The organism is Haematobacter genomosp. 1 (assembly GCF_002196855.1).
Taxonomy (GTDB): Bacteria; Pseudomonadota; Alphaproteobacteria; order Rhodobacterales; family Rhodobacteraceae; genus Haematobacter.
In genome coordinates this window covers 62,069-87,033 of the sequence record NZ_NIPW01000034.1, presented here as the reverse complement: position 1 = coordinate 87,033, position 24,965 = coordinate 62,069, and the positions used below count along the sequence as shown (strand labels likewise).

Annotated in this window: 25 protein-coding genes; 9 read left to right on the top strand and 16 right to left on the bottom strand. The window is 65.6% G+C overall.

Features of this window, described 5'->3' with window-relative positions; translation table 11 throughout:
- Nucleotides 1-156 precede the first annotated feature (156 nt).
- Both CDV49_RS16575 and parC read right to left on the bottom strand, forming a co-directional pair.
- Complete coding sequence (locus CDV49_RS16575) at nucleotides 157-807, bottom strand: hypothetical protein (RefSeq protein WP_179209245.1); 651 nt, start codon at nucleotides 805-807, stop codon at nucleotides 157-159.
- Between the two features lie 93 nt (nucleotides 808-900).
- On the bottom strand, nucleotides 901-3,210 hold the full coding sequence (gene parC, locus CDV49_RS16570; protein WP_088216511.1) for a DNA topoisomerase IV subunit A: 2,310 nt from the start codon (nucleotides 3,208-3,210) through the stop codon (nucleotides 901-903).
- Nucleotides 3,211-3,420: 210 nt separating this feature from the next.
- On the opposite strand from parC, the gene CDV49_RS16565 reads away from it, so the two are divergent.
- From CDV49_RS16565 to CDV49_RS16540, 6 genes are all read left to right on the top strand, one after another.
- Nucleotides 3,421-4,248, top strand: a complete 828-nt coding sequence (locus CDV49_RS16565) for an SDR family NAD(P)-dependent oxidoreductase (RefSeq protein WP_088216518.1) — start codon at nucleotides 3,421-3,423, stop codon at nucleotides 4,246-4,248.
- A 135-nt stretch (nucleotides 4,249-4,383) separates the two neighbouring features.
- Nucleotides 4,384-4,584 carry a twin transmembrane helix small protein gene (locus CDV49_RS16560; RefSeq protein WP_088216510.1) on the top strand — a complete coding sequence of 67 codons (201 nt, stop codon included), beginning with the start codon at nucleotides 4,384-4,386 and terminating at the stop codon, nucleotides 4,582-4,584.
- Complete coding sequence (locus CDV49_RS16555) at nucleotides 4,584-5,156, top strand: cob(I)yrinic acid a,c-diamide adenosyltransferase (protein ID WP_088216509.1); 573 nt, start codon at nucleotides 4,584-4,586, stop codon at nucleotides 5,154-5,156. Before CDV49_RS16560 ends, CDV49_RS16555 begins: the two co-directional genes overlap by 1 nt.
- Before the next feature lie 117 nt (nucleotides 5,157-5,273).
- The gene (locus CDV49_RS16550; RefSeq protein ID WP_088216508.1) at nucleotides 5,274-6,035 is read left to right on the top strand and encodes an electron transfer flavoprotein subunit beta/FixA family protein; all 762 of its coding nucleotides are present in this window, start codon (nucleotides 5,274-5,276) and stop codon (nucleotides 6,033-6,035) included.
- Nucleotides 6,035-6,961 (top strand): electron transfer flavoprotein subunit alpha/FixB family protein, encoded by a 927-nt coding sequence (locus CDV49_RS16545; RefSeq protein ID WP_088216507.1) that lies wholly within the window; start codon nucleotides 6,035-6,037, stop codon nucleotides 6,959-6,961. The genes CDV49_RS16550 and CDV49_RS16545 overlap by 1 nt, the downstream gene beginning before the upstream one ends.
- Before the next feature lie 117 nt (nucleotides 6,962-7,078).
- Complete coding sequence (locus CDV49_RS16540) at nucleotides 7,079-7,954, top strand: 3-hydroxybutyryl-CoA dehydrogenase (protein WP_088216506.1); 876 nt, start codon at nucleotides 7,079-7,081, stop codon at nucleotides 7,952-7,954.
- Here the strand turns inward: CDV49_RS16540 and CDV49_RS16535 are convergent, their stop codons facing one another.
- The 5 genes from CDV49_RS16535 to CDV49_RS16515 form a co-directional block, all read right to left on the bottom strand.
- Nucleotides 7,955-8,230 (bottom strand): HPr family phosphocarrier protein, encoded by a 276-nt coding sequence (locus CDV49_RS16535; protein WP_088216517.1) that lies wholly within the window; start codon nucleotides 8,228-8,230, stop codon nucleotides 7,955-7,957.
- Complete coding sequence (locus tag CDV49_RS16530; RefSeq protein ID WP_035708542.1) at nucleotides 8,227-8,631, bottom strand: PTS sugar transporter subunit IIA; 405 nt, start codon at nucleotides 8,629-8,631, stop codon at nucleotides 8,227-8,229. The genes CDV49_RS16535 and CDV49_RS16530 overlap by 4 nt, the downstream gene beginning before the upstream one ends.
- Nucleotides 8,628-9,572 (bottom strand): RNase adapter RapZ, encoded by a 945-nt coding sequence (gene rapZ / locus CDV49_RS16525; RefSeq protein ID WP_088216505.1) that lies wholly within the window; start codon nucleotides 9,570-9,572, stop codon nucleotides 8,628-8,630. The genes CDV49_RS16530 and rapZ overlap by 4 nt, the downstream gene beginning before the upstream one ends.
- Nucleotides 9,569-9,976: an HPr kinase/phosphorylase gene (locus CDV49_RS16520; RefSeq protein ID WP_256947381.1), complete on the bottom strand. Its 408-nt coding sequence runs from the start codon at nucleotides 9,974-9,976 to the stop codon at nucleotides 9,569-9,571. The genes rapZ and CDV49_RS16520 overlap by 4 nt, the downstream gene beginning before the upstream one ends.
- Before the next feature lie 132 nt (nucleotides 9,977-10,108).
- Complete coding sequence (locus tag CDV49_RS16515; RefSeq protein ID WP_088216503.1) at nucleotides 10,109-10,783, bottom strand: response regulator transcription factor; 675 nt, start codon at nucleotides 10,781-10,783, stop codon at nucleotides 10,109-10,111.
- A gap of 260 nt (nucleotides 10,784-11,043) precedes the next feature.
- On the opposite strand from CDV49_RS16515, the gene CDV49_RS16510 reads away from it, so the two are divergent.
- Nucleotides 11,044-12,642 (top strand): phosphoenolpyruvate carboxykinase, encoded by a 1,599-nt coding sequence (locus tag CDV49_RS16510; RefSeq protein ID WP_088216502.1) that lies wholly within the window; start codon nucleotides 11,044-11,046, stop codon nucleotides 12,640-12,642.
- A 191-nt stretch (nucleotides 12,643-12,833) separates the two neighbouring features.
- Nucleotides 12,834-14,186, top strand: coding sequence for an MFS transporter (locus CDV49_RS16505; RefSeq protein ID WP_088216501.1), 1,353 nt, complete (start codon nucleotides 12,834-12,836; stop codon nucleotides 14,184-14,186).
- A gap of 48 nt (nucleotides 14,187-14,234) precedes the next feature.
- Here the strand turns inward: CDV49_RS16505 and CDV49_RS16500 are convergent, their stop codons facing one another.
- From CDV49_RS16500 to CDV49_RS16460, 9 genes are all read right to left on the bottom strand, one after another.
- Nucleotides 14,235-14,603, bottom strand: coding sequence for a glyoxalase superfamily protein (locus CDV49_RS16500; RefSeq protein ID WP_088216516.1), 369 nt, complete (start codon nucleotides 14,601-14,603; stop codon nucleotides 14,235-14,237).
- A gap of 185 nt (nucleotides 14,604-14,788) precedes the next feature.
- Nucleotides 14,789-15,874 (bottom strand): phospho-N-acetylmuramoyl-pentapeptide-transferase, encoded by a 1,086-nt coding sequence (gene mraY / locus CDV49_RS16495; protein WP_088216500.1) that lies wholly within the window; start codon nucleotides 15,872-15,874, stop codon nucleotides 14,789-14,791.
- Nucleotides 15,874-17,313 (bottom strand): UDP-N-acetylmuramoyl-tripeptide--D-alanyl-D-alanine ligase, encoded by a 1,440-nt coding sequence (locus CDV49_RS16490; protein ID WP_088216499.1) that lies wholly within the window; start codon nucleotides 17,311-17,313, stop codon nucleotides 15,874-15,876. The genes mraY and CDV49_RS16490 overlap by 1 nt, the downstream gene beginning before the upstream one ends.
- A complete protein-coding gene (locus CDV49_RS16485; RefSeq protein ID WP_088216498.1) occupies nucleotides 17,310-18,791 on the bottom strand; it encodes a UDP-N-acetylmuramoyl-L-alanyl-D-glutamate--2,6-diaminopimelate ligase in 1,482 nt (493 codons plus the stop codon). Before CDV49_RS16485 ends, CDV49_RS16490 begins: the two co-directional genes overlap by 4 nt.
- Before the next feature lie 14 nt (nucleotides 18,792-18,805).
- Nucleotides 18,806-20,590, bottom strand: coding sequence for a peptidoglycan D,D-transpeptidase FtsI family protein (locus CDV49_RS16480; RefSeq protein ID WP_088216497.1), 1,785 nt, complete (start codon nucleotides 20,588-20,590; stop codon nucleotides 18,806-18,808).
- Nucleotides 20,587-20,925, bottom strand: a complete 339-nt coding sequence (gene ftsL, locus CDV49_RS16475; protein ID WP_088216496.1) for a cell division protein FtsL — start codon at nucleotides 20,923-20,925, stop codon at nucleotides 20,587-20,589. The genes CDV49_RS16480 and ftsL overlap by 4 nt, the downstream gene beginning before the upstream one ends.
- A gap of 1 nt (nucleotide 20,926) precedes the next feature.
- Complete coding sequence (rsmH, locus tag CDV49_RS16470) at nucleotides 20,927-21,886, bottom strand: 16S rRNA (cytosine(1402)-N(4))-methyltransferase RsmH (RefSeq protein ID WP_088216495.1); 960 nt, start codon at nucleotides 21,884-21,886, stop codon at nucleotides 20,927-20,929.
- Entirely contained in the window at nucleotides 21,887-22,396 is a 510-nt protein-coding gene (locus CDV49_RS16465) for a division/cell wall cluster transcriptional repressor MraZ (protein WP_306424954.1), read from the bottom strand. It lies immediately after the preceding gene.
- 608 nt (nucleotides 22,397-23,004) lie between these two features.
- Entirely contained in the window at nucleotides 23,005-24,063 is a 1,059-nt protein-coding gene (locus CDV49_RS16460; protein ID WP_088216494.1) for an Mrp/NBP35 family ATP-binding protein, read from the bottom strand.
- A gap of 296 nt (nucleotides 24,064-24,359) precedes the next feature.
- On the opposite strand from CDV49_RS16460, the gene CDV49_RS16455 reads away from it, so the two are divergent.
- Nucleotides 24,360-24,572 (top strand): DUF1127 domain-containing protein, encoded by a 213-nt coding sequence (locus CDV49_RS16455; RefSeq protein ID WP_035741453.1) that lies wholly within the window; start codon nucleotides 24,360-24,362, stop codon nucleotides 24,570-24,572.
- The last annotated feature ends 393 nt before the right edge of the window (nucleotides 24,573-24,965 follow it).

Below are 24,965 nucleotides of genomic sequence, written 5' to 3'. Positions count from 1 at the left end.
TTCAAACTTTGCCTTTGCCATCGTCGAGGCGCCCCATGTCCGGGGGTCCGGAATGGACCCGATTAAACACGCGGGGCTACCTATTAGGCCAAGGGCCGGAAATCAAGCACCACTTGCAGAATGACCCTGCGACCCAGGGCAGGCGCGACACCCGGGTTACGGGTTGGGCGGGGTGGCGGGGCGGGCATGACCCCCCGTCCGGCGGGCTTCCGCGGCGGCGGCGGCCCGCGCCTCCTCCATCGCCACCTCGTCCTCGGGGGTGAGTTCGAACCACTCGGGATGCTCCAGCATCCAGTCCTGAACTTCCTTCGCGGCATTGCGGGCGAGGTTGCGGAGCTGGCTTTCCGCATTCTGGGTAAGACCGGAGCCGACGAAGGTCGCGCCCGTCAGGTTCTCCCAGATGGTGAGCTGCTTGGGTTCGGTGTTGATCTTCTTGCGCCGGATGTCGTCCCAGACGTTGGCGCTGATGACCAGCACCGACTTCGGCGAAGCGACGACGGGAACCCCCGGCGGGCCAAGCGCATAGGCATCCACATTGATCGCGATATGATAGAGCTTGCGCCCCTCATAGCTGCCGAACCGCTCCTGCACGGCGTCCCGGAGGGCGGTTTCAAGCTGCTCCGTCGTCACCTCGCGCGAGATGGGTACCTTCTGCGCATTCTTCGCCACGACGATGTTGTAGCCGAGCCGGAACTCCCCCATCGGCGGCAGTTCGCTTTGCACGACACGCCGCTCGCCGATCCCCCCGCAGGCGGCAAGCAGCAGAAGCAGCGCCGGAAAGGCGAGACGATGGAAGGCTCGGATCATCAGGGTCTCCGCATCGGATTTGCGCAGCGCGGCTTGGCGGCAAGGTCGCCCCAGCCATAGCCGAGCGCCCCGCGCCGCGCAATCCGCCCGTCCTCAGTCACGGGTGAAGCGGTTGTCCCGCGGGAAGCCACGCGGCGCCATCCGCCCGGTGGAGGCCCGCGCGGCCAGCCACTCGGTCAGGTCCGTTTCCGTCCGTGTCCGCCCTGCCGGATCCTTCCAGCTCAGCCCGTCGGCCAGCGTGAAGGTCCGCACGTCGGACAGGCCGCCGTCCTTGTATTTCTGAAGCCGCACACCCTTGCCGCGGCCCATTTCCGGCAGCTCTGTCAGCGGGAAGACCAGCAGCTTGCGGTTGTCGCCCACCACGGCGACATGATCGCCGGAGACGGGCTCGCAGATTTTCGCCTTCGCCTCTCCCGACAGGTTCAGCAGCACCTTGCCGGCGCGGGTCTGGGCCAGCGCATCGTCCCCCACCACGACGAAGCCGTCACCGGCATCGGATGCGACGATATAGCGCGCGCCCGGACGATGCACGAACAGCGCCACGATCTCCGCCTCGTTCGGCAGGTCCACCATCAGGCGCACCGGTTCCCCCATGCCCCGCCCGCCGGGCAGGTTGGCGCCGATGAGCGTATAGACCCGGCCGTTGGAGCCAAGGAGCAGGATCCGGTCCGTCGTCTCCGCGTGGAAGAGGTAGCCCGGCCCGTCGCCGTCCTTGAACTTCATCTCCGTTCCCGGCGCGGCATGACCTTTCAGCGCGCGGATCCAGCCCATGCGCGAGCAGACCACGGTGATCGGCTCGCGCTCGATCATCGCCTCATAGGACACATCCTCGATCTGACCGGCTTCCGCGAAGGTCGAGCGGCGCGCCCCGCCGGGAGCGGACTTGCCGAACTGACGGTCCACCTCTGCCAGTTCCTTGCCGATCTGCTTCCACTGCCGTGCCTCGGAGCCGAGCAGCGCCTCCAGCGCCTCCCGCTCCTTCGTCAGCGCGTCATGCTCCCGCCGCAGGTCCATCTCCTCCAGTCGGCGGAGAGAGCGGAGGCGCATGTTGAGGATCGCCTCGACCTGAACCTCGGTCAGCTCCCCCTGCCCCGGCACGGGCGGGCGGTAGTCCTTCTCCGACATGGCGCGGACATGGGCGCGGGACCAGTCCTCCGCCATCAGCGCGCGCTTCGGATCGTCGTCGTAGCGGATGATGTCGATCACCCGGTCCAGGTTCAGATAAGCGACGAGCAGCCCGGCCAGCACCTCCAGCCGGTGATCGATCTTCTCCATCCGATGCGAGGACCGGCGGATCAGCACCTCGCGCCGATGGTCGAGGAAGGCGCGCAGCACCTCCTTCAGCGAGCAGACCTTGGGCGTGCGCCCGTCGATCAGCACGTTCATGTTGAGCGAGAAGCGGATCTCCAGATCGGAATTGCGGTAGAGCTGGGCCATCAGCATTTCCGCATCGACGTTCTTGGACCGCGGCTCCAGAACGATGCGCACGTCCTCCGCGCTCTCGTCGCGCACATCGGCGAGGATCGGCACCTTCTTCAGCTGGATGAGTTCGGCCAGCCGCTCGATCAGGCGGGATTTCTGCACCTGATAGGGGATCTCGGTCACCACGATCTGCCAGGTGCCGCGCCCCAGATCTTCCGTCTCCCATCGCGACCTGAGCCGGAAGGAGCCGCGCCCCGTCCGGTAGGCCTCCACGATGGAATCGCGCGGCTCCACGATCACGCCCCCCGTCGGGAAATCGGGGCCGGGGACCAGCGCCACCAGCGATTCGTCGGTGATCGTGGGCGTGGCGATCAGCGCGCGGCACGCGGCAACCAGCTCGCCGAGGTTATGGGGCGGCACATTGGTCGCCATCCCGACCGCGATGCCGGACGCCCCGTTGGCCAGCAGGTTCGGGAAGGCAGCCGGGAACACCACCGGCTCCTCCAGCGTGCCATCGTAGTTCGGGCGGAAATCGACGGCGTTCTCCGCCAGCCCCTCCATCAACGCCTCGGCGGCGGGGGTCAGCCTGGCTTCGGTGTAGCGGGAGGCGGCGGGGTTGTCCCCGTCGATATTGCCGAAGTTCCCCTGCCCGTCCACCAGCGGATAGCGGACCGCGAAATCCTGCGCGAGCCGCGCCATCGCGTCATAGATCGCGGTATCGCCATGCGGGTGATAGTTCCCCATCACGTCGCCGGAGATCTTCGCCGATTTGCGGAAGCCCCCGGAAGAGGACAGCCGCAATTCCCGCATGGCATAGAGGATCCGCCGGTGCACCGGCTTCAGCCCGTCCCGCGCATCGGGAAGGGCGCGATTCATGATCGTGGACAGCGCATAGGTCAGGTAACGCTCGCCAATGGCACGGCGGAGCGGTTCCGAACTGGTGGGCAGCCCGTGTTCGATATTGTCGGAGGCGTCGGTCATGGCCCGATCTAGCTTGAGCAGGCGGGCACGGTCCAGCGGGAAGTGTGGCGGCAGCGGCTTTCACCGGGGCGCCGGTCGAGCCGTGGGCCGTGCCGTGCCGTGCCGTGCCGTGCCGTGCCGTGCCGTGCCGTGGAAGGATCGCGCGGGAACTGGACCTTCGTCACGCGGATGTGCAAGTTCGCCGCCTTCGCCCACCGCACAAGGAAACGCATGACCCGCTCCATCCTCATCACCGGCTGCTCGTCCGGCATCGGCCTTGATGCCGCGCGCCGGCTCCACACCCTGGGTTGGCGGGTGTTCGCCACCTGCCGCAAGGCGGAGGATTGCGCGCGTCTTGAAGCGGAGGGGCTGGAGAGCCTACCGCTCGACCTGGCGAGCGAGGACAGCGTCGCACACGCGGTCTCGGAGGTGCTGGCGCGCACCGGCGGCGGGCTGGATGCCCTCCTGAACAACGGCGCCTTCGCCTGTCCCGGCGCAGTGGAGGATCTGCCGCGCGGCGCGCTCCGCGAGGTGATGGAGGTCAACCTCATCGGTACGCATGACCTGACCCGGCAGGTGATCCCGGCGATGCGGCGGCAGGGGCATGGGCGGATCGTCACCGTCTCCTCCATCCTTGGAGTGGTGCCCGCTCCGTGGCGGGGCGCCTATGTCGCCAGCAAGTTCGCGCTGGAGGGGCTGACGGATACGCTGCGCCTCGAACTCTCCGACACGCCGATCCGGGTGAGCCTCGTCGAGCCGGGCCCCATCGCCACGCAGTTCCGCGTCAATGCCAAGCTCCATTTCGAGCGCTGGATCGACTGGGAAGCCTCCGCGCGCCGGGAGCAATATCGCACGAGCCTTCTGGAGCGGCTCTACGGCACGCCCGAGAAGGATCGCTGGGAACTGCCCCCCTCGGCCGTGACCCGCGTCATCCTCCGCGCGCTGGAAAGCCGCAGCCCCCGCCTCCGCTACACGGTCACCACGCCCGCGCTGCTGGGGGTGACGCTCAAACGGCTGCTGCCGGATCGGGCGATGGATGCGCTGCTCCGGCGGCAGTAAGGGTGGCCTTGCGCCGCGGGGGGGCGTAAGACGGAGAAAAACACGGGAGGTCCGCAACACGCGGCCTTCGCGCGCCAGACCCCGGATCGCCCGATCGAGAATCGCGGCAGACCCAGAGCCAGCATCGGAGACAGCATGCTCCACGACCCCTTGTTCCTCATCGTGGCGATCGCCTGTTTCGCCGTGCTTATCATCCTGATGATCGGAGTGGGCGGTTTTGCCCGCGGGGGCGAGTTCAACCGCCGCCATGCCAACCGGATCATGCGCTACCGCATCATCGCGCAGGCTGTGGCTGTGATCCTGATCTTGGTCTTCGTTTACCTGCGGAGAATGTGATGGTCGTGCTCAACCGCATCTACACCCGCACCGGCGATGGCGGAGAAACCGCGCTTTCCAACGGCGAGCGCGTCCGCAAGGACAGCCTGCGGGTGGAAGCCTACGGCACGGTGGATGAAACCAACGCGACGGTCGGTCTCGCGCGGCTGCATGCGGAAGGGGAGATGCATGCGCGCCTAGGCCTCATCCAGAACGACCTGTTCGATCTGGGGGCGGACCTGTCGCGTCCGGGCGTGGACCGGGATCATGAGGCGAAATACACCCCCCTCCGCATGGTTCCCGCCCAGGTGGACCGGCTGGAGGCGGAGATCGACGCGATGAATGCCGCACTGTCTCCCCTCCGGTCCTTCGTGCTGCCGGGGGGAAGCGCCCTTGCTGCGCATCTGCATCTTTGTCGCACCGTGTGCCGGCGCGCGGAACGTCTGGCCGTCGCCCTTGCCGCCGAAGGCGATGTGACAGAGGCGGCGGTGCGCTACCTCAACCGCCTGTCCGACTGGTTCTTCGTGGCGTCGCGCGTCGCCAACGACAACGGCGCGGCCGATGTGCTCTGGGTTCCCGGCGCGAACCGTTGACGCTGCGAAGCAGCGCGAAGTGCGAATTTTCCCTGTCCTGTGCCGATCCAACTCGCTAACAAGCCGTTGGAGAGCATGAACCGCGCCTCTGAACGGGCGCACGGAGGGGAGTTGCCCATGAAGATATTGGTGCCTGTGAAGCGGGTGATCGACTACAACGTCAAGGTTCGCGTGAAGGCGGACGGTTCGGGCGTTGACCTTGCGAACGTCAAGATGTCGATGAACCCGTTCGACGAAATCGCGGTCGAAGAAGCGATTCGCCTGAAGGAAAAAGGCGCGGCCGAAGAAGTGGTCGTGGTTTCCATCGGCGTGAAGCAGGCGCAGGAGACGCTGCGCACCGCGCTCGCCATGGGGGCTGACCGGGCGATTCTCGTCGAAGCCGCACCGGATGTCACCACCGACATCGAGCCGCTCGCCGTTGCCAAGATCCTCAAGGCCGTCATCGACGCGGAGCAACCGGGCCTTGTCATCACCGGCAAGCAGGCGATCGACAACGACATGAACGCCACCGGCCAGATGCTGGCGGCGCTCCTCGGCTGGGCGCAGGCGACATTCGCCTCCGAAGTGGTGATCGAGGGCGATTCCGCCGTCGTGACCCGCGAGGTGGATGGCGGCCTACAGACGGTGAAGGTGAAGCTGCCCGCCGTCGTGACGGCGGACCTGCGGCTGAACGAACCGCGCTATGCCTCGCTGCCGAACATCATGAAGGCGAAGAAGAAACCGCTCGAGGAAAAGACCGCCGCCGACTACGGCGTCGATGTCACGCCGCGGCTGAAGATCGTCAAGACCGTGGAACCGGCGGGCCGCAAGGCCGGGGTGAAGGTCGGCTCGGTTGATGAGCTGATCTCCAAACTGAAGAACGAAGCGGGGGTGCTCTGATGGCTGTGCTTCTTGTTGCGGAAGTGACGGGTGCCGATCTCGCGGTCGATGCGACGGCGAAGGCCCTGTCGGCGGTGAAGTCGCTCGGCCCGGTGACGGTCCTCGTCGCGGGCGAAGGCGTCTCCGGCGCGGGTGAAGCGGCTGCGAAACTGGATGGCGTGGCCAAGGTGCTCGTCGCCGATGCCCCGCTCTACGGGCATGGTCTGGCTGAGCCTCTGGCCGATCTCGTGGTCAGCCTCGCGGGGGATTACGAGCAGATCGTCGCGCCCTCGACCGCATCGGCCAAGAACGTGATGCCGCGCGTGGCCGCCCTGCTCGACGTGATGGTGATCTCCGACGTCTCCGGCGTGGTGGACGGCTCCACCTTCGAGCGCCCGGTCTATGCCGGCAACGCGATCCAGACGGTGCAGTCCTCCGACCCGAAGAAGGTGCTGACCGTCCGCACCGCCAACTTCCAGGCGGCGGGCGAAGGCGGTTCGGCATCGGTCGAATCGGCAACGGCGGCGGCTGACCCGGCCCTGTCCTCCTGGGTGGAGGACAAGGTCGCAGCCTCCGACCGTCCCGAACTCACCTCGGCCAAGATCGTGGTCTCGGGCGGGCGTGGCGTCGGCAGCCAAGAGAACTTCGCCGTCATCGAGAAGCTGGCCGACAAGCTCGGCGCTGCGGTGGGCGCGTCCCGTGCGGCCGTCGATTCGGGCTTTGCCCCGAACGACTGGCAGGTGGGCCAGACCGGTAAGGTCGTGGCGCCGGACCTCTATGTCGCGGTCGGCATCTCGGGGGCGATCCAGCACCTCGCCGGGATGAAGGACAGCCGCGTCATCGTGGCCATCAACAAGGACGAGGAAGCCCCGATCTTCCAGGTGGCGGATTACGGCCTCGTCGGCGATCTCTTCACGCTTCTGCCCGAACTGACCGAAAAGCTCTGAGCCTTTCGGCAGCATCAACGACATGGCGGGGCCTTCGGGCCCCGCTTTCTTTTGCACCGCCCTCTGTTGCCGCGGCGCGGCGCGCGCCCTAAGGTCTGCGCAAAGACGGAGGATGACATGCAAGTCAGAACGGTGGGCGTGATCGGCGCCGGGCAGATGGGCAACGGCATCGCGCATGTGTTTGCCCTGTCGGGCTACGATGTGGTGCTGAACGACATTTCGGCGGAGGCGCTGGAGCGGGCGAAGGGCGTGATCGCCAAGAACCTCGACCGGCAGGTTCAGCGCGAGAAAATCACGGCCGAAGAGCGTGAGACTGCCTTCGCCCGCATCAGCACCACGACGTCCCTCCCCGATCTCGGCCCGACCGATCTGGTGATCGAAGCGGCGACGGAGCGGGAGGCGATCAAGCAGAAGATCTTCGAGGATCTGGTGCCGCATCTCAGGCCGCATACGATCCTGACGACGAATACCTCGTCGATCTCCATCACCCGTCTCGCCTCGCGCACCGACCGGCCGGAGAAGTTCATGGGGCTGCACTTCATGAATCCCGTTCCGGTCATGCAGCTCGTAGAGCTGATCCGCGGGATCGCGACCGATGACGAGACCTTCGAAACGATGCTGGCCATCGTGGAATCGCTCGGCAAGACGGCGGCCGTGGCGCAGGATTTCCCGGCCTTCATCGTGAACCGCATCCTGGTGCCGATGATCAACGAGGCGGTCTATACGCTCTATGAGGGCGTGGGGTCGGTGACCTCCATCGACGAATCCATGAAGCTCGGGGCGAATCACCCCATGGGTCCGCTTGAACTGGCGGATTTCATCGGTCTGGACACCTGCCTTGCGATCATGAACGTGCTGCATGAAGGCTTCGGCGACACGAAATATCGGCCCTGCCCGCTGCTGACCAAATACGTCGAGGCTGGCTGGCTGGGGCGGAAGGCGAAGCGCGGGTTCTATGACTACCGGGGTGAAAAGCCGGTTCCCACGCGCTGATCAGAACTCCTCGCCGAAGCGCCCGGAGACAAGTGTCTCAAGCGCGTCGGCGAGCTTCTCTGCCTCCGTGCCCTTCGTTTCGACATGGATCGTGGTGCCCCGTGATGCGGCGAGCATGAGCAGACCCATGATCGAATCGCCAGAAACGGTCATGCCGTCCTTGGATACGGCGGCCTCCGCGTCATGACCTTCAACAACCTCGACGAATTTGGCCGAGGCGCGGGCATGAAGGCCCTTCTCGTTCACGATCCGCAATTCCCGCGCGAAACCCGTCACGAAGCGGCTCGCGGTGCGCAAAGGTCGATGCTGTTGATATATTTCCGCCCCGCATCCATCGCGACCTCGACCGCTTCCTGAACCGTGAGGTTCCGCGATTTCGCCAGCTTGATGAGCATGGGCAGATTCGCACCGTAAAGAATACGGCGCCCCCCCTGCGTGCAGGCGCGAAGCGACAGGTTGGAGGGCGAACCTCCGAACATGTCGGTCACCACGACAACGCCATCTCCGGTGTCCACCGCATCAGCGGCGCCGAAGATTTCTTCCTGCTTCGCCGCGCGATTATGGTCTTCCTCGATGGAGATCGCCCGGATTCCGTCCTGCTTGCCGACCACATGCTCGACGGCTGCCAGGTACTCCCGGGCAAGGCCTCCATGCGCGACGATCACGATACCGATCACGCCCCAGTTACCTCACGCCCTAGTGTCTCGAATGCTGCAGGGGCAACGGACCCTCTGCGCTCCAGTTCCCTATGTCTTTTTGACACCGGCCAGCCCGCTTCCGCAAGCGTCTTGGCCATTTTTTCTGCAGTTGCAACCGACCTGTGCTGTCCTCCTGTGCAACCGAAGGCCACTGCCAGATGCGTCTTGCCTTCCTCAACATAAGCGGGAAGCAGGCTTATCAGGAGATCCCTCGCCTTCACGAAAAAGGGATCGAACCGCGGATCCGCCTCCACATAGTTGGCAACGGCGGGATCGCGGCCATCCTTCTGGCGCAACAGGGGATTCCAGTGCGGATTGCGCAGGAAGCGACAGTCGAACACCATGTCCACGCCACGCGGCAAACCTCGTTTATAAGAGAAGGAATGAACGGAAACGGCCAGTGCCCCCCCGCGCTCAAGCGCGAACCAGCGCGAGATTTCTTCCCGTAGATCATGCGGCGTCATTTCTGATGTATCGACAAGGACGTCCGCGCGCTCCCGAATCGGGGCGAGAAGCTCCAGCTCCCGCTGAATACCCAGCGCGGGTTGCTCCGCAGGCGCGAGCGGATGGCGGCGGCGCGTTTCGGAATAACGCCGCACCAGAACGTCCACCGCACAGTCCAGATAGAGCAGATCGACGTCAATCTCCGGCAGCGCGGTCATGACATCGATGAGTTCCAGAGTCGCATCGGTGGAAAAATCACGGTTTCGCACATCGATACCCAGGGCGAGCGGATGGACGAGCGCGCCGCCTTCCAGCAGTTTCGGCACCATGCGGAGCGGCAGGTTGTCGATCGTCTCGTAGCCCAGATCCTCCAGCGCGGCGAGCGAACTGGACCGCCCGGCCCCGGAAGCTCCGGTCACCAGGACAATCCGGCTCTCGCCGGGAGGATCATCTTGTCGCGTTCCATCGCCCGTCATGCGATTCGTCCCGCCTTGAGCCATTGCAGCAGCGCTGCGGGAAAATGGGGAGCGTCGACCCTGAATAGCAAGGGGAGTGCGACACCAAGGACATCATGGCTGCGCTGCTCGGGCAGTCGTGCCTTTTCCGTGCGGTCGAGGTCAGCCACCAGCGCCAGCGGAACAGCCTGCCCGGCAGCCGCGGCGAGGATGCCCACGCCCCGCGCCTCCACACGACCGTGGATCGTGTCGGGCGACGTCGCCATCACCGCATCGCCCCGCCGGACGACCCTGGTCCGGTCATCGGCCACGAGCTCCGCTCCGAACGCCATCAACTGAAGAACGAGGCCCGATTTTCCGCTCCCCGACCGGCCAAGGATCAGTAGCCCACGTCCGGCGACGGACACCGTGCTGCCGTGAACCAATACGCCCTCCCCGGCTGTCACCGCCGGTTGTCGTCCCTCTGCCCCCAATGCGCACCTCTCGCGGCCACGGCTCTCACCGGTAGTGTATCACCAGCGCGAGCCGATGGGTAACCTGACCTTTTGACAGCCTTGTCAACCAGAGCTGAACCGGTATCCCTCGCCATAGAGCGTGCGTATCGCGGCAAAGGCCGGGTCAACGGCACGGAATTTTTGGCGTATCCGCTTGATATGGCTGTCGATGGCCCGCTCTGCCCCACCCGCCCCAGAAGTGTCGAGCAGTTCCTCGCGCGTTCGAAGATGGCCCGGATGGCTGGCGAGACGGTCCAGAATCGCGAACTCACGGGTCGTCAGGGGAACCGGCGCGCCATTCCACCGCGCGAGACGGGTGGCGCGGTCAAGGTCAAGGCCGCCTCTCACCAGCATATCGCCCTCCGGCACATGGCGGCGCAGCACGGCACGTATGCGCAGCGACAGAAGCGGCGGGGAGACGGGCTTGCGCAGGAAGTCGTCGGCGCCAAGGCGGAGCGCATCCGCCTCGGCTGCCTCTCCATCGCAACCGGTGAGGAAGATAACCGGAAGACGGCTGCGCCGCCGCACCCGCCGGAGCAGGCACAGCCCGTCTATCCGCGGCATCCCGATGTCCATGACCGCCAAGTCGGGCGGCTGCCGCCCGAAGGCCGCGAGCGCCACCCTTCCGTCTGCATACCGCTCCACCACGAACCCGTCCCGCTCCAGCAACCGTCCGAGCGAAATGAGCATGTGACGATCATCGTCCACGAGTGCGATACGCTCCCCTGCTGCCGCCATCACCCCGTCTCCCGAATCGCCTTCATCCCCCGCAATGTAGGGGCAAAAAGGGAACAAACCCCTAACATCCTGTGCACGCCGCAATTTACCGCCAATGATGGCGCTAACCTTTTCGTGCTAGCGCTAACCCGTTGAAAGCGTCCTATTCATTCCGAAATCCGTTCTGTAAGATTGATGTGTCACCCACTTCCGCCGCCATCGCACCGCCCGCGACGGAGAGTTATTTTCATCGCCTAATCTGGGGGCATCGGAGCTTGACTATGACAATTGGACACGTGAACCCCGCCTGCCGCCTTGAGGATCAGGGCCTGGCCGGGCTGGGGAACGTCTATTACAACCTCCTTGAGCCCGCGCTGGTCGAAGAGGCGCTGAAGCGGAACGAGGGTACGCTTGGCAAGGGTGGGTCGCTTCTGGTCGACACCGGCAGCCACACCGGCCGCTCGCCCAAGGACAAGCACGTCGTCCGGACCCCTTCGGTCGAAGACAAGATCTGGTGGGAGAACAACGCGCCGATGGCGCCGGAGGCCTTCGACCGGCTGTATGAAGACATGATCGCGCACATGAAGGGGCGTGATTACTTCGTGCAGGACCTGTTCGGCGGTGCCGATCCCGCCCATCGGCTGGATGTGCGGCTGGTGACGGAGCTGGCCTGGCACGGGCTGTTCATCCGGCATCTCCTGCGGCGGCCGGAGCGGCAGGAACTGGACTCGTTCCAGCCGGAATGGACGATCATCAACTGCCCGACCTTCAAGGCCGACCCCAAGAAGCACGGCTGCCGGACCGAGACCGTGATCGCGCTCAACTTCGACAAAAAGCTGATCCTGATCGGCAACACCGCCTATGCGGGTGAGAACAAGAAGTCCGTCTTCACGCTGCTGAACTACATCCTTCCCGAAAAGGGCGTCATGCCGATGCACTGCTCGGCCAACCACGCGCCCGGCAACATCGCGGATACGGCGATCTTCTTCGGCCTGTCCGGCACCGGCAAGACGACGCTTTCCGCCGATCCGTCCCGCGTCCTCATCGGCGATGACGAGCATGGCTGGTCGGAGAACGGCACCTTCAACTTCGAAGGCGGCTGCTACGCCAAGACGATCAGCCTCTCGCCCGAAGCCGAGCCGGAAATCTACGCGACCACCTCCAAGTTCGCGACCGTGATCGAGAACATGGTGTTCGAGCCCTACACCAAGGCGCTGGATTTCGAGGATGACAGCCTGACCGCGAACATGCGGGCGGCCTATCCGCTGGACTACATCTCCAACGCGTCGGACTCCGGTCTGGGCGGGCATCCGAAGAACGTCATCATGCTGACCTGCGATGCGTTCGGCGTGCTGCCGCCCATCGCGCGCCTTACGCCGGCGCAGGCGATGTATCACTTCCTTTCCGGCTTCACCTCCAAGGTCGCCGGCACCGAACAAGGTGTGACCGAACCGCAGCCGACCTTCTCCACCTGTTTCGGCGCACCCTTCATGCCGCGGCGGCCGGAAGTCTATGGCAAGCTCCTGCAGGAGAAGATCAACAGTCAGGGCGCGACCTGCTGGCTGGTCAACACCGGCTGGACGGGCGGCGCCTATGGCACGGGCAAGCGGATGCCGATCAAGGCGACGCGGGCGCTGCTCGCCGCCGCGCTTGACGGCTCCCTGAATGGCGGCAGTTTCCGCAAGGATCCGAACTTCGGCTTCGATGTTCCGGTTTCCGTGCCGCATGTGGATGCAAAGCTGCTGGACCCGCGCTCAACCTGGGCCGATCCGGCTGCCTACGATGCGCAGGCAAAGAAACTCGTGGAGATGTTTGCGGCGAACTTTGCCCAGTACGTTCCCTATATCGATGACGAGGTGAAGGCTGCCGCGATCGGCTGAGCCGGCACCTCACATCAGGCAAAAAAGCCCCGGCGGAAACGTCGGGGCTTTTTCATGGCCATCAGGCGCAGCCGGACAGAGCACATCTTGTGGGCAGGCAAGAGGGCTGTTAACCCACGCGACGGAAAATTCCCCGACCCGGCAGGAAAGAGCCCCCTTGCGTCGCGGAGCCAGCCACAGAAAGCAATAACATGTCCACCACCTCCCAGGCGGCCGCGGAGCCCGCCGCACCCGTCAATTCAAGAACCAACGTCATTCTGGCCAGTCTCGTCGGAACGACCGTCGAATTCTACGACTTCTACGTCTATGCCACGGCGGCCGTGCTGGTCTTCCCGCACCTGTTCTTCCCCGCCGGCAACGATACGACGGCGCTCCTCGCCTCCTTTGCCATCTTCGGGGCCGCGATGATCGCCCGTCCGCTGGGCGCGATCTATTTCGGCCACCTCGGAGACAAGAAGGGGCGCAAGCTCACGCTGGTCGGCGCGCTGCTGACCATGGGGATCGCGACCTTCCTGATCGGCCTGCTGCCGACCTACCACATGGTGGGTTGGCTGGCGCCGCTGCTCCTTGTCATCCTGCGGCTGGCGCAGGGTTTTGCCATCGGCGGCGAATGGTCCGGTGCAGCGCTTGTCGCGACGGAAAACGCGCCGGAGGGCAAACGCGCCCTGTTCGGCACCTTCCCGCAGCTTGGCGCGCCGCTCGGCTTCATCATCGCGAACGGCCTGTTCCTGATCATCGCGGCTGTCATGCCCTCGGATGATCCGTCGCGCCCCTCCGAAGCCTTCCTGAGCTGGGGCTGGCGCATCCCGTTCCTGTTCTCCGCCATCATGGTGATCGTCGGCCTCTACGTCCGGCTGCATCTGGTGGAGTCGGAAGCGTTCACCAAGACGGTGCAGAAGGGCAAGGTCCAGAAAGTTCCGCTGGCCGCCGCGTTCAAGCTCCATTCGCGCGAACTGATCCTCGGCACGTTCTACATGCTGGCGACCTACGTGCTGTTCTATCTGATGACCACCTTCTCCCTGTCCTACGGGCGCGCGGCTTCCTCCGCGGCGCTGCCCGGTCTGGGTTACGATTACCGCACCTTCGTGCTGATGATGATTCTGGGCGTGGTGTTCTTCGGTATCTTCACCATGGTTTCCGGCCCGCTGGCCGACAAGCTCGGGCGCCGCAAGACGCTGATCTGGGTGACGCTGGGGATTATCGCCTTCGGTCTCATCTGGGTGCCGATGCTGTCCGCGGGGACCTTTGGCGTAGTGGCGTGGCTTATCCTCGGCTTCTCGCTGATGGGGATGACCTTCGGGCCGATGGGGGCGCTGCTGCCGGAACTGTTCCCGGCCAATGTCCGCTATACCGGCTCGGGCATCTCCTACAACGTCTCCTCCATCCTCGGCGCCGCCGTCGCCCCGTTCATTGCCGTGGCGCTCTGGAGCTATGGCGGCGGCAGCCCGTTCTGGGTCGGCGTCTATCTGTCGGTCATGGGGGTGCTGACGCTCATCGCTTTGGTGGCCGGCAAGGAAACCAAGGATGTCGATATCAACCGCTGATCCGCAGCGGTCATGGTCCCGGGGGCGCGTCGTCGATGCGCCCCTTTTTCATGCCCGCTCGCAGAACCTGATCCGGTTGCCGAACGCATCGACCACCTCAAGCAGAAGCCCCCAGGGGGCTTCCTCCAGTCCGGGCCGGTTGAAGCGATATTGCTTGTTGAGCAGGTCGCGGTGAAAGGCCCGGATGCCCTCGGTTTCCACGAAAGCGGTTGATCCGGGGGTCGCGTCGCCATGGTGTTCGGACAGATGCAATTCGAAGCCCCCGCGCTCCACTCCCATGTAAAGCGGCGTCCCGGGGGCAAAGCGGTGCTCGAACAAGACGCGGAAGCCAAGAAAGTCGCAGTAGAACTCCCGCGCCTTCGCCTCATCGAACACGCGGAAGATCGGAGAGCAGCGGGGAAAGCGTATGCCGGTCATGCCCTCCCCCGCCTGTCGCGCGACGATCCCGGCCATGCGGAGGGGAGAGGCCGATCCCCCTCCGCCATAAGCGCCTTCCGAAAGGTATCGGCCATCGCCCGCTGTGTCGCCATTGCCTGCTCTCCCGATTGTGGAGGCAGGTTACCCGTTCCGCAGCAGAACGCGTGGCATTTCTTGTGCCCCGCTCACCGCAGTTTCAGCGTCGCCAGCCCCACGAGCGCGAGAATGATGGAGACGATCCAGAAGCGGATGACGATCTGCGGCTCCGCCCAGCCCTTCTTCTCGAAGTGGTGGTGGATCGGGGCCATCAGGAACACGCGACGCCCGGTGCGCTTGAAATACAGCACCTGGATGATGACGGAGAGCGCCTCCACCACGAAAAGCCCGCCCACGATGGCCAGCACGATCTCATGCTTGGTGGCCACCGCGATCGCACCCAACGCCCCGCCGAGCGCAAGCGATCCGGTATCGCCCATGAAGACCGCCGCAGGGGGCGCGTTGAACCACAGAAAGCCCAGACCCGCCCCGATCAGCGCCGCGACAAAGATCACCAGTTCGCCGGTTCCGGGCACGTAATGCAGGCCAAGATAGTTGGTGAAGTCCACCCGCCCCACGAAATAGGCGATAACGCCAAAGGAGGCGGCGGCGATCATCACCGGCATGATCGCCAGACCGTCCAGACCGTCGGTCAGGTTCACGGCATTGGCCGCGCCCACGATCACCAGCATCGCGAAGGGAATGAAGAACAGGTGCAGGTTGAACAGCGCGTCCTTGAGGATCGGCAGCGCAAGCTGAAACCGCAGTTCCGAAGGCTGAACCCATGCACAGGCGACGGAGGCGAGCAGCGCGATGGCCAGCCCGATGCCGATGCGGACACGGCCGGAGACGCCCTTGGTGTTGTTCCGCGTGACCTTGCGCCAGTCGTCGGCAAAGCCGATGGCCCCGAAGCCCAGCGTCACGAACAGGACGATCCAGACATAGGGATTGTCGAGACGCGCCCAGAGCAGCGTGGAAAGCGTCAGCGCCGACAGAATCAGCGCGCCGCCCATCGTCGGTGTGCCCGCCTTGGTCACCAGATGGCTCGCCGGGCCGTCGTCGCGGATGGGTTGGCCATGCCGCTGCTTCGATTTCAGAAATTCGATGAACGGACGCCCGAACACGAAGCCGATGACCAGCGCGGTGAAGAACGCCCCGCCCGCCCGGAAGGTGATGTAGCGAAACAGATTCAGGAAACCGCCGCCCTGCGCGAACTCCGCCAGCCAATAGAACACTATTCCCCTCCCGCCGCCTGGGCTTCGGGTGTGCCGAGACGGCGCAGCGCCTCCACCACGGGGGGGAGCTTGATCCCCTTGGAACCTTTCACCAGCACAACATCTCCTGCGTCGATCAGATGGCGGAGACGCGGAAGAAGGCTCTCCGCCGTCTCATGCCATTCGCCGCGTTTCTCTCGCGGCAGCGCGGCATGAAGTGCCTTCATCCGCGGACCGACGCAATGCACGATGTTGAGGGTGGCCATGGCCGGATGCGCGGCAATCTGCCGATGCATCTCCATCTCCTCCGGGCCGAGTTCGAGCATGTCGCCAAGAATGGCCACCCGGCGGCCCTTCACGATGCGGCCCGGCCCATCCTTCGGCTCCGTCGCCGCCAGCAGGTCCAGCGCCGCGCCCAGCGAGGCCGGGTTGGAGTTGAAGGCGTCGTCGATCAGGTCGAAGGCCATCCGGTCGTCGATGACGTCAAGCAGGATCCGCTCCCGCGCGCCGCGACCTTCCGGGGGCGCCCAGTGGCCAAGATCGAGGATCGCCATCGTCAGGTCCAGCCCGAGCGCATCGGCGACCGCAAGCGCGGCAAGCCCGTTCATCGCGAAATGCCGCCCCGCCGAGCGCACGCGGAACAGGATCGTCCGTCCCTCCGCCAGCGCGCGGGAGGAGGTGGCGCTGTCGGTGATTCGCGTTTCGAGAAGCTGCCAGTCACAGGCCGGCGTCGCGCCAAACCAAGTGGTCGCCACCCCTTCGGCCCGCTTTGCAAGAACTGGCGTGACGGCCAGGTCTCCCGGCAACACCACATGCCCCCCCGGCTCCAGGCCGTCGAGGATGGAGACCTTCTCCATCGCGATCGCCTCCAGCGAGTCGAACGCCTCCAGATGCGCGGGTGCCACGGTGGTGATCAACGCGACATGAGGGCGGGCGAGCCGGGCAAGCGGCGCGATCTCTCCCGGATGGTTCATGCCGATCTCTATGACGGCGAAGTCGCTGTCGGCCGGCATCCGGGCAAGCGTGAGTGGCACCCCCCAGTGGTTGTTGAAGCTCCGCACCGCCGCATGGACCCGTCCCTGACCGGAAAGGATCGCGCGGAGCATTTCCTTGGTCGAGGTCTTGCCGACGGAGCCGGTGACGCCGACGACCCGCGCCGTGCTGCGTTCCCGCGCGGCCCGCCCCAATTCCTCCAGCCCCCGGAGCACATCCGGCACGACCAGCAAGGGGGCGTCCTCCGCAACACCCTCCGGCACGCGGGAGACGAGCGCCGCCGCAGCCCCCTTGCGGAGCGCCTCGGCCACGAAATCATGTCCGTCACGCAGGTCGCGCAGCGCCACGAACAGGTCGCCCGGCACGAGTTCCCGCGTGTCGATGGCGACACCCGTCGCCTCCCAGCGCCGCGTGACGCGGCCACCTGTGACGCGGGCCGCATCCTCGGATGTCCAGAGCGGGCTCATATGCGCTTGCCGTCCAGAGCGGCGACGGCGATGGAAGCCTGCTCCGCATCGTCGAACGGATAGTCCTGATCGCCGATCGTCTGGCCCGTCTCATGCCCCTTGCCCGCGATGAGCAAGGCGTCGCCCGGCTGGAGCGCGTCCACCGCGCGCAGGATGGCCTCCGCCCGGTCGCCCACCTCGTTGGCCTCCGGCGCTCCGCCCTTTACGGCGGCGCGGATCTCGGCGGGATCCTCGGAACGGGGGTTGTCATCGGTCACATAGACGACATCCGCGTAACGCTGCGCGGCCTCTCCCATGAGCGGGCGTTTCGCCCTGTCCCTGTCGCCGCCCGCGCCGAGGACGACGATGATGCGGCCCAGCACATGCGGGCGCAGCGCCTTCAAAGCGGTCGCCACAGCATCCGGCGTATGGGCATAATCCACGAAGACCGAAGCCCCGTTGGCCCGCGTGGCAACAAGTTGCATCCGCCCGCGCACGGTCGAGAGCGTCGGGAGCGCCTCGAACACCCGTTCGGCCTTGCTGCCGGAGGCGATGGCAAGCCCCGCCGCCAGCAACACGTTGTCAGCCTGAAAGCCGCCGATGAGGTTCAGCCGCACCTGACGCGGCTTTCCCTGCCAGTCGAACCGCAGCTCCTGCCCGGTCGCATCGAACCGCTGGGCGGTAATGCGGAGATCGACAGAACCGCGCCCCACACCCAGGACAGGAAGGCCCCGCTCATGACAGAGCCGCGCGATTTCGACGCCTTTCGGATCGTCCATATTCACCACGGCAGAGCCGTCATCGGGGAGAACGCGGGTGAAAAGCCCCGCCTTCGCCGCAAAATAGGCATCAAAATCATGGTGGTAGTCGAGGTGGTCCTGCGTGAAGTTGGTGAAACCAGCCGCGCGGAGCCGCACACCGTCCAGACGCCGCTGCTCCAGCCCGTGCGAGGAGGCCTCCATCGCCGCATGAGTAATCCCTTCGGCCACCATCTCCGCCAGCAGACGGTGGAGCGTCAGCGGCTCCGGCGTGGTATGGGTGGCAGGTGCGGCGAAGGCGCCCTCCACCCCCGTGGTGCCGATATTGGCGGCGAGATGGCCAAGCCGCGTCCAGATCTGCCGGGTGAAGGTGGCAACCGAAGTCTTGCCGTTCGTGCCGGTGACAGCGACCATCACCTGTGGCTGCGCGCCGAACCAGAGCGCCGCCGCCCCTGCCAGCGCGGCGCGGGCATCCTCCACCACGATCACCGGAATATCCGTTCCGGCCAATGCCTCCCGCGCCATCTCGGCACCGGCCGGGTCGGTCAGCACCGCGCCCGCCTTCATGCGGAGCGCATAGGGAATGAATTCCGCGCCGTGCATCTTTGCCCCGGAAAGGGCAGCGAACAGATGGCCGGGCTTCACGGTGCGGCTGTCCACCGAAAGGCCGGTGATCCGCGTCTCCCGTCCGTCGCGGGCGCGCAGCCCAAGGTCGGAAAGGCTCTTGGTCGTCTCCGGCATCGCAGGCTCTCCCGTCAGTTCCGCACGAGCGTTAACGCAGCGGGACGCACCGCTTCAACCTCGGGCCGTAGTCCGAGAAGCGGCGCGATCCGCCGGATCATCTCCGCTGCAACGGGAACCGCGGTGAAACCGGCTGTCCGCCGCGGTATCGGGCCAGAGGTTTCAACGGCTTCGTCAAGGCTCACGATCAGCACGTATTTCGGGTCCGACATCGGAAAGGCGGAGGCGAAGGTCGCGATCACCTTGTCGTGAGCATATCCGCGGCCATTGCGGAGCGGTTTCTCCGCCGTGCCCGTCTTGCCGCCGACGTCGTAGCCTTCCACCTTGCCGTAGGTGGCGCCCGACCCCTCCTCCACCACGCCGCGGAGCATCTCCCGCGCCATGTCGGAGGTGCGTTCTGCGATGACACGTTCCCCCACCACGGGCTTGTCCTGCCGGATGAGCGTCGGATTGACCCGCGTTCCGCCGTTCACGATCGTCGCATAGGCGGAGGCGAGGTGCAGCGGGCTGGCCGACATGCCGTGCCCGTAGGCGATGGTCATGGAGGAGATCTCCGACCAGACCTTCGGTATCAGCGGTCGCGCGCCCGGGGCCTCCGTCAGCTCGACGGTCGTCGGCGAGAGGAAGCCCAGCCGCTTCAGGAAATCCTGCTGCCGCGGACCGCCGATCATCTGCGCCAGCCGGGCGGAACCGACGTTGGAGCTTTTCTCGATGATGCGGAGCACGCTGAGCTGCGCGCCGTAGTTGTGCATGTCCTTGATGCGGAACCGGCCCCAGTTGAAGGGGCGCGTGTCGATTATCGTGCTCGGCGTCACGAGGCCGAGATCGATCGCCTGCGAGGCGGCGAAGATCTTGAAGGTGGAGCCGAGTTCGTACAGCCCCTGCACCGCGCGGTTGAAAAGCGGGCTGTCCGACGGGTCGCCCTTCACCGGGGGCAAGGGGCGGTCGTTCGGGTCGAAATCCGGGTAGGACACCATGGAGATGACCTCCCCCGTATGCACATCCATCAGGATGGAAGTGGCGCCCTTGGCGTTCATCAGCTTGACCCCACCCGCGAGGATCTGCTCCGCCGCGGCCTGCACGGAAAGGTCGATGGACAGTTCCAGCGGCTCGCCGCCGTTGGCCGGATCGCGGAGATAGTCGTCGTAGATCTTCTCCACCCCCGCCGTGCCGATGACTTCGGCGGAGGAAACCCCCTCCCGCCCGAAGCCCGCGCCGCCCAGAATGTGGGAGGCGAGCTTTCCGTTCGGATAAAGCCGCATCTCCCGCGGGCCGAACAGCAGACCGGGGTCGCCGATGTCATGCACCGCCTGCATCTGCTCGGGCGAGAGCTTGCGCCGGATCCAGAGGAACTTGCGGCTGCCGGTGAAATCCTTGACGAGCTGATCTTCCTTCAGATCGGGGAAGATCTCCGTCAGTTCACGCGCGACGCGGACGGGTTCGATCATCTGCTGCGGCTGGGCATAGAGCGAATGCGTGACAAGATTGGTCGCCAACACCCGCCCGTTGCGGTCCACGATATCCGCCCGCTGCGCGATGATCGGAGAGCCGACACCGGCAATCGCCGGTTCCTCCGGCTCCACCGAAGCCAGCAGCCCCATGCGCGCGCCGATCGCGGAGAAGGCCGCGAAGAAGAACAGCGACAGAACCAGAAGCCGCCCCTCTGCACGCAACCGCGCCTTGTCCCGCGCCGTTTCCGCGCGGAGGCGGATGTTCTCCCGCTCGATGGCATCGGGATTCTCCCCCTTCTCGCGGGCGGAGAGAATGCGGGCAAGCGGGCGGAGGGGGGTCCGGGTCACGGGAGCGTCTCCTGATCGGTCGGGGCGGCAAGCGGATCGGCCACGGTGGGCAACGGATAGGTTACGGAAGCGACGCTGCCGAATTGCGACGGCTCCAGCGGCAGCAGCCTCAGCCGGTCGAAATTGATGATGGTCAGTTCCGCAAGCCGGTCGGGCCGGTTGAGGTAGGCCCATTCCGCTTTCAGAACGCCCATTGCCTCATGCAGCGAGCCGATCTCCTGGCGCAGGCGAGCGGCCTGGCGGGAGGCCTCCTGCGTATGGTAATTCTCCTGATAGGCCCAGTAGGCGAGGCCCATCACGGCGAGGGCGGAGAGGACGTAGAACAGGCTCCGCATCTCAAAGTCCTTTCACCGAAGGCAACCCGAGCGCCGCGCGGTCCGACCGGCGCGCGGCTGCGGATGTCCGCTCCCCCACGCGGAGTTTCGCGGAGCGCGCGCGCGGGTTGGCCGCGACCTCACCCTCGTCCGGCCCGACGGCGCGCCGGGTGACGAGCCGGAAGGTGGCGGTTTCCTCAGGCAGGTCCGGGGCATAGCGGTTTGCGCGCGCGGCAGCCCCCGCCCGATCCTGAAAGAACCGTTTCACGACCCGGTCCTCCAGCGAATGAAAGGTGACCACGGCGAGCCGCCCGCCGGGGGCCAAAGCGCGCTCGGCCGCCTCCAGCCCGGCAATGAGCTCGCCGAATTCGTCATTCACCGCGATCCGCAGCGCCTGAAAGCTCCGAGTCGCGGGGTGGGTCTGGCCGGGTTTTGGGCGCGGCAGGCAGGATTCGACGATCTTCGCCAATTCCAGAGTCCGCGTGATGGGCCGCGCCGCGACGATGGCGCGGGCTATGCGGCGGGAGGCGCGCTCCTCCCCGTAGTTATAGAGAATGTCGGCGAGCACTTCCTCACGCGCGGTGTTTACCAGATCCGCGGCGCTCGGCCCGGATTGCGACATGCGCATGTCGAGCGGCCCGTCCTTGGCGAAGGAGAAGCCCCGGTCGGCCTCATCGAGCTGCATGGACGAAACCCCAAGGTCCAGTACCACGCCATCCAGCCCGGTCGCGTAATCGTCCATCCGCCCGAAGGTGCCCTGCACGAGTTCCAGCCGGTCGCCGTACTCCCCCGCCCAGCCCGCCGCCAGCCGGAACGCCAGCGGATCCCGGTCCACCCCGATCACCTTGTCCGCGCCGGCTTCCAGCAGCCCGCGCGCATAGCCCCCCGCGCCGAACGTCCCGTCGAGCCAGACGCCGCGCACGGGTGCAACTGCGGTCAGAAGCGGACCCAGCAGGACCGGAATATGCGGTGCCTGCACCATTCACTCTACCTCGTCTTCGTCCGGCAGCAGGGAGAGCGGGTCGAAATCCTCCGGCTGCTCGTCCAGCCAGTCGCGGAGTTTCGCCTCCTCCTCCGCCCAGGCGTCGGGATGCCAGATCTGGAACGTCGCGCCGGAGGCCACGAAATAGACCTCTCCGCCTCCCGGAGCGAGGTTCAGCCGCTCCCGCACCACGGGGGGCAGCACCAGACGCCCGTCATCATCCACCTGTGTGGGAAAGGATTGCCCCTGCATCAGACGCTCCAAGGCGCGGCGCTGGGGGGAACCTGTCTTCATCCGGGCGATCAGCCGGTCGATCCGGTGCGCCTCGCGGACGGTATAGCATTCGATGAACTTGCGGCGGTGATCGCCATAGACCAGCACGATGCCCGAGCCGTCACCTGGCTTGCGGTCGGGGTCGCAGGCGTCGAGCACGCGGCGGAACAGCGCGGGGATCGAAACCCGTCCCTTGCCGTCCACCTTGTTGAGGCTTTCACCCCTGAACGTGTCCACCACTGCCCCGCACTCGTCCCTTCCGGTCCGTTGATCGGACCTTGGTCGGCCCGGAGGATCGCCAGAGCGCCCTCCGGATGGACTACGGCGGACCGGGCCGCTGCCACTGCCCGATCCGCCGCCCTCGTCCCATCACTGGGTGCGTCCGGTATTTCTGCGGCACATCCTGGGGGGATGCTGCTCTGCCGCGCCGGATCTCTTTCATCTGATGAAGGGGGGTGCCTGTATGAAACTGCCTTTTGCCGTGGGGTCTTCCGCCCCTTTAGCCCATCCCTCATCGGATGGACAAGGAATGCCATGGGAATTCACGGGAAGCAATGGGAAACTTAGGCACCGGCATGGGAGAAAGCGGCGCAAAATGCCTAGGTTTCGCCGAAAAATTCGCCCCTAATGGAATATATTGTGCCGCCCCGGCGCAATTACGCCAGAACTAGCATGGAGAGGAGTTTTGAGTGTCGGCGCCGATCCTCGCGGATCCGTGCGCAGTTGGTGAGGAGTGATGCCGCAAAGCATCGCCCCCTCACCATGTCCTGCCTGATTTCCAGACGAGGCTTGGCATATCGCAAAACTGCGCTAGCCGCGAATCGTTCCGGTGTTTTGCAGAGATTTCAGGCCATTCCACCTGCGACGAGCCGTTCTGCCAAATGCGCATAGGCCTGCGCCTCGGGCGAGTCGCCAGCGGCGATCGGCGTACCCGAATCTCCCGCCACACGCACATCGAGGCTGAGAGGGAGTTCTCCCAGGAACGGCAGAGCCAGCCGTTCCGCCTCGGCCCGCACGCCCCCATGACCGAAGATATGGGATTCGTGCCCGCAATTGGGGCAGAAGAAGCTCGACATGTTCTCGATGAGACCCAGCACAGGCGTGTTCAGCCTGCGGAACATGTCGATGGCCTTGCGCGCATCCAGCAGCGCCACGTCCTGTGGAGTGGAGACGACCAGCGCCCCGGTGATATTGGCCTTCTGGCAGAGCGTGAGCTGAACATCCCCCGTTCCCGGCGGCAGGTCCACGATGAGCACGTCAAGCTCACCCCAGGCCACCTGCCCCAGCATCTGCTGCAGGGCCCCCATCAGCATCGGGCCGCGCCAAACCACCGCCTCATCCTCCCTCAGCATGAAGCCGATCGACATGATGGTGACGCCATGGGCGGTGAGCGGGATGATCGTCTGCCCATCGGGCGAGGCGGGACGCCGGTTGACACCCATCATCCGCGGCTGTGACGGACCATAGATATCCGCGTCCAGCAGGCCGACGCGCCGCCCCTGTCGCGCCAGGGCAACCGCGAGATTGGAGGACACGGTGGACTTGCCCACCCCGCCCTTGCCCGAGGCGATTGCAAGAATACGGTCCACCCCGCTCACCGGTTGCGGGCCAGCCTGCGGCGTGGGGTGCCGCCCGATCTTGGGCATCGGCGGGGCGGAGGCCGGCGCGGTGAGCACGGCGGAAACCTTCTCCACCCCCTCGAGCCCGCGCACCGCCGCCTCGGCCGCCTGCCGCGCAGGCTCCAGCCCCCGTGCCATGTCGGCATCCGCAGCCTCGATCACGAAGCGGACCGTGCCTGCCTCCAGCGTCAGGGCCCGCAGGAGATCGCGGCTCACCAGAGTGCCGCCCCCCGGCACAGGAACGCCGGAGAGAGCGGCAAGAACGGATTCACGCGTCAACGACATCTTTTCCCTTTCCTGCAGCGCCGGGGCCCCGGAACCGCAACCCCTGCAACTGCGACATTTTCGCCACCTCTTCGGGGCAGATCGTGGCAGACTGAACACCATCCCGGCCCAGAAGGCCAGTTTTACTGGGGAAATTCGTCGCGAAAAATAGGTCAGCATGGGTTATGCATCTTGTGCATGGCCGGATTGCCCCTCCCCCCCATTGTGCAGTCGCAGCATAGGCGTATGTTCATTCCCGAAGGCGCAGGACGAGAGAAAAAGCCCGCTGCGCCCGATCACAAGAGAATGGACTTACAATGGCCTACCTGAACCATACCCATGGGGCGGCCCAGAATGCTTCGGGCCTGAGCGATTTCGTTGCCCGTGTCCGCGAAGCCTGGGCGCAGCGCCGCCTGTATCGGCAAACCGTTGCCGAATTGCGGGAACTGAGCGACCGTGAGCTTGCCGATCTGCAACTCAGCCGCTCTTCGATCTACTCCGTGGCCCGCGAAGCGGTTTACGGCAAGTAAAAAGGATTTCGATCGCCCCTCCTCCTCCCTGGGCGATCGGAAAGGTGACGGCACACTCCTCCTCCCAGTGCCGTCGCCGGAATACGGGGCCTTCGGGTTCCAGACTTTGCGGCAGCCCCTCCTCCTCCCCGGGTTGTCGTGAATAGGCAGCGGTCCTCCTCCCTCCCCGGAGCGCTGTCACCTCCCTCCGGCGGAGCATGCCGGAACAGATGCGCTGCGACCCCTCCTCCTCCCTGGGTCGCATCGCAGGCGAGAGCGGCGGCTCCTTCCTCCTCCCCTGGAGCCGCCGCATCCCCCTCCCGGTCGGGACAGACCGGACAGAATGCGATCGGCCTCTCCTCCTCCCTGGCTTGATCGTCATACAGCGGCAGCCTCCTCTCCTCCTCCCCGGAG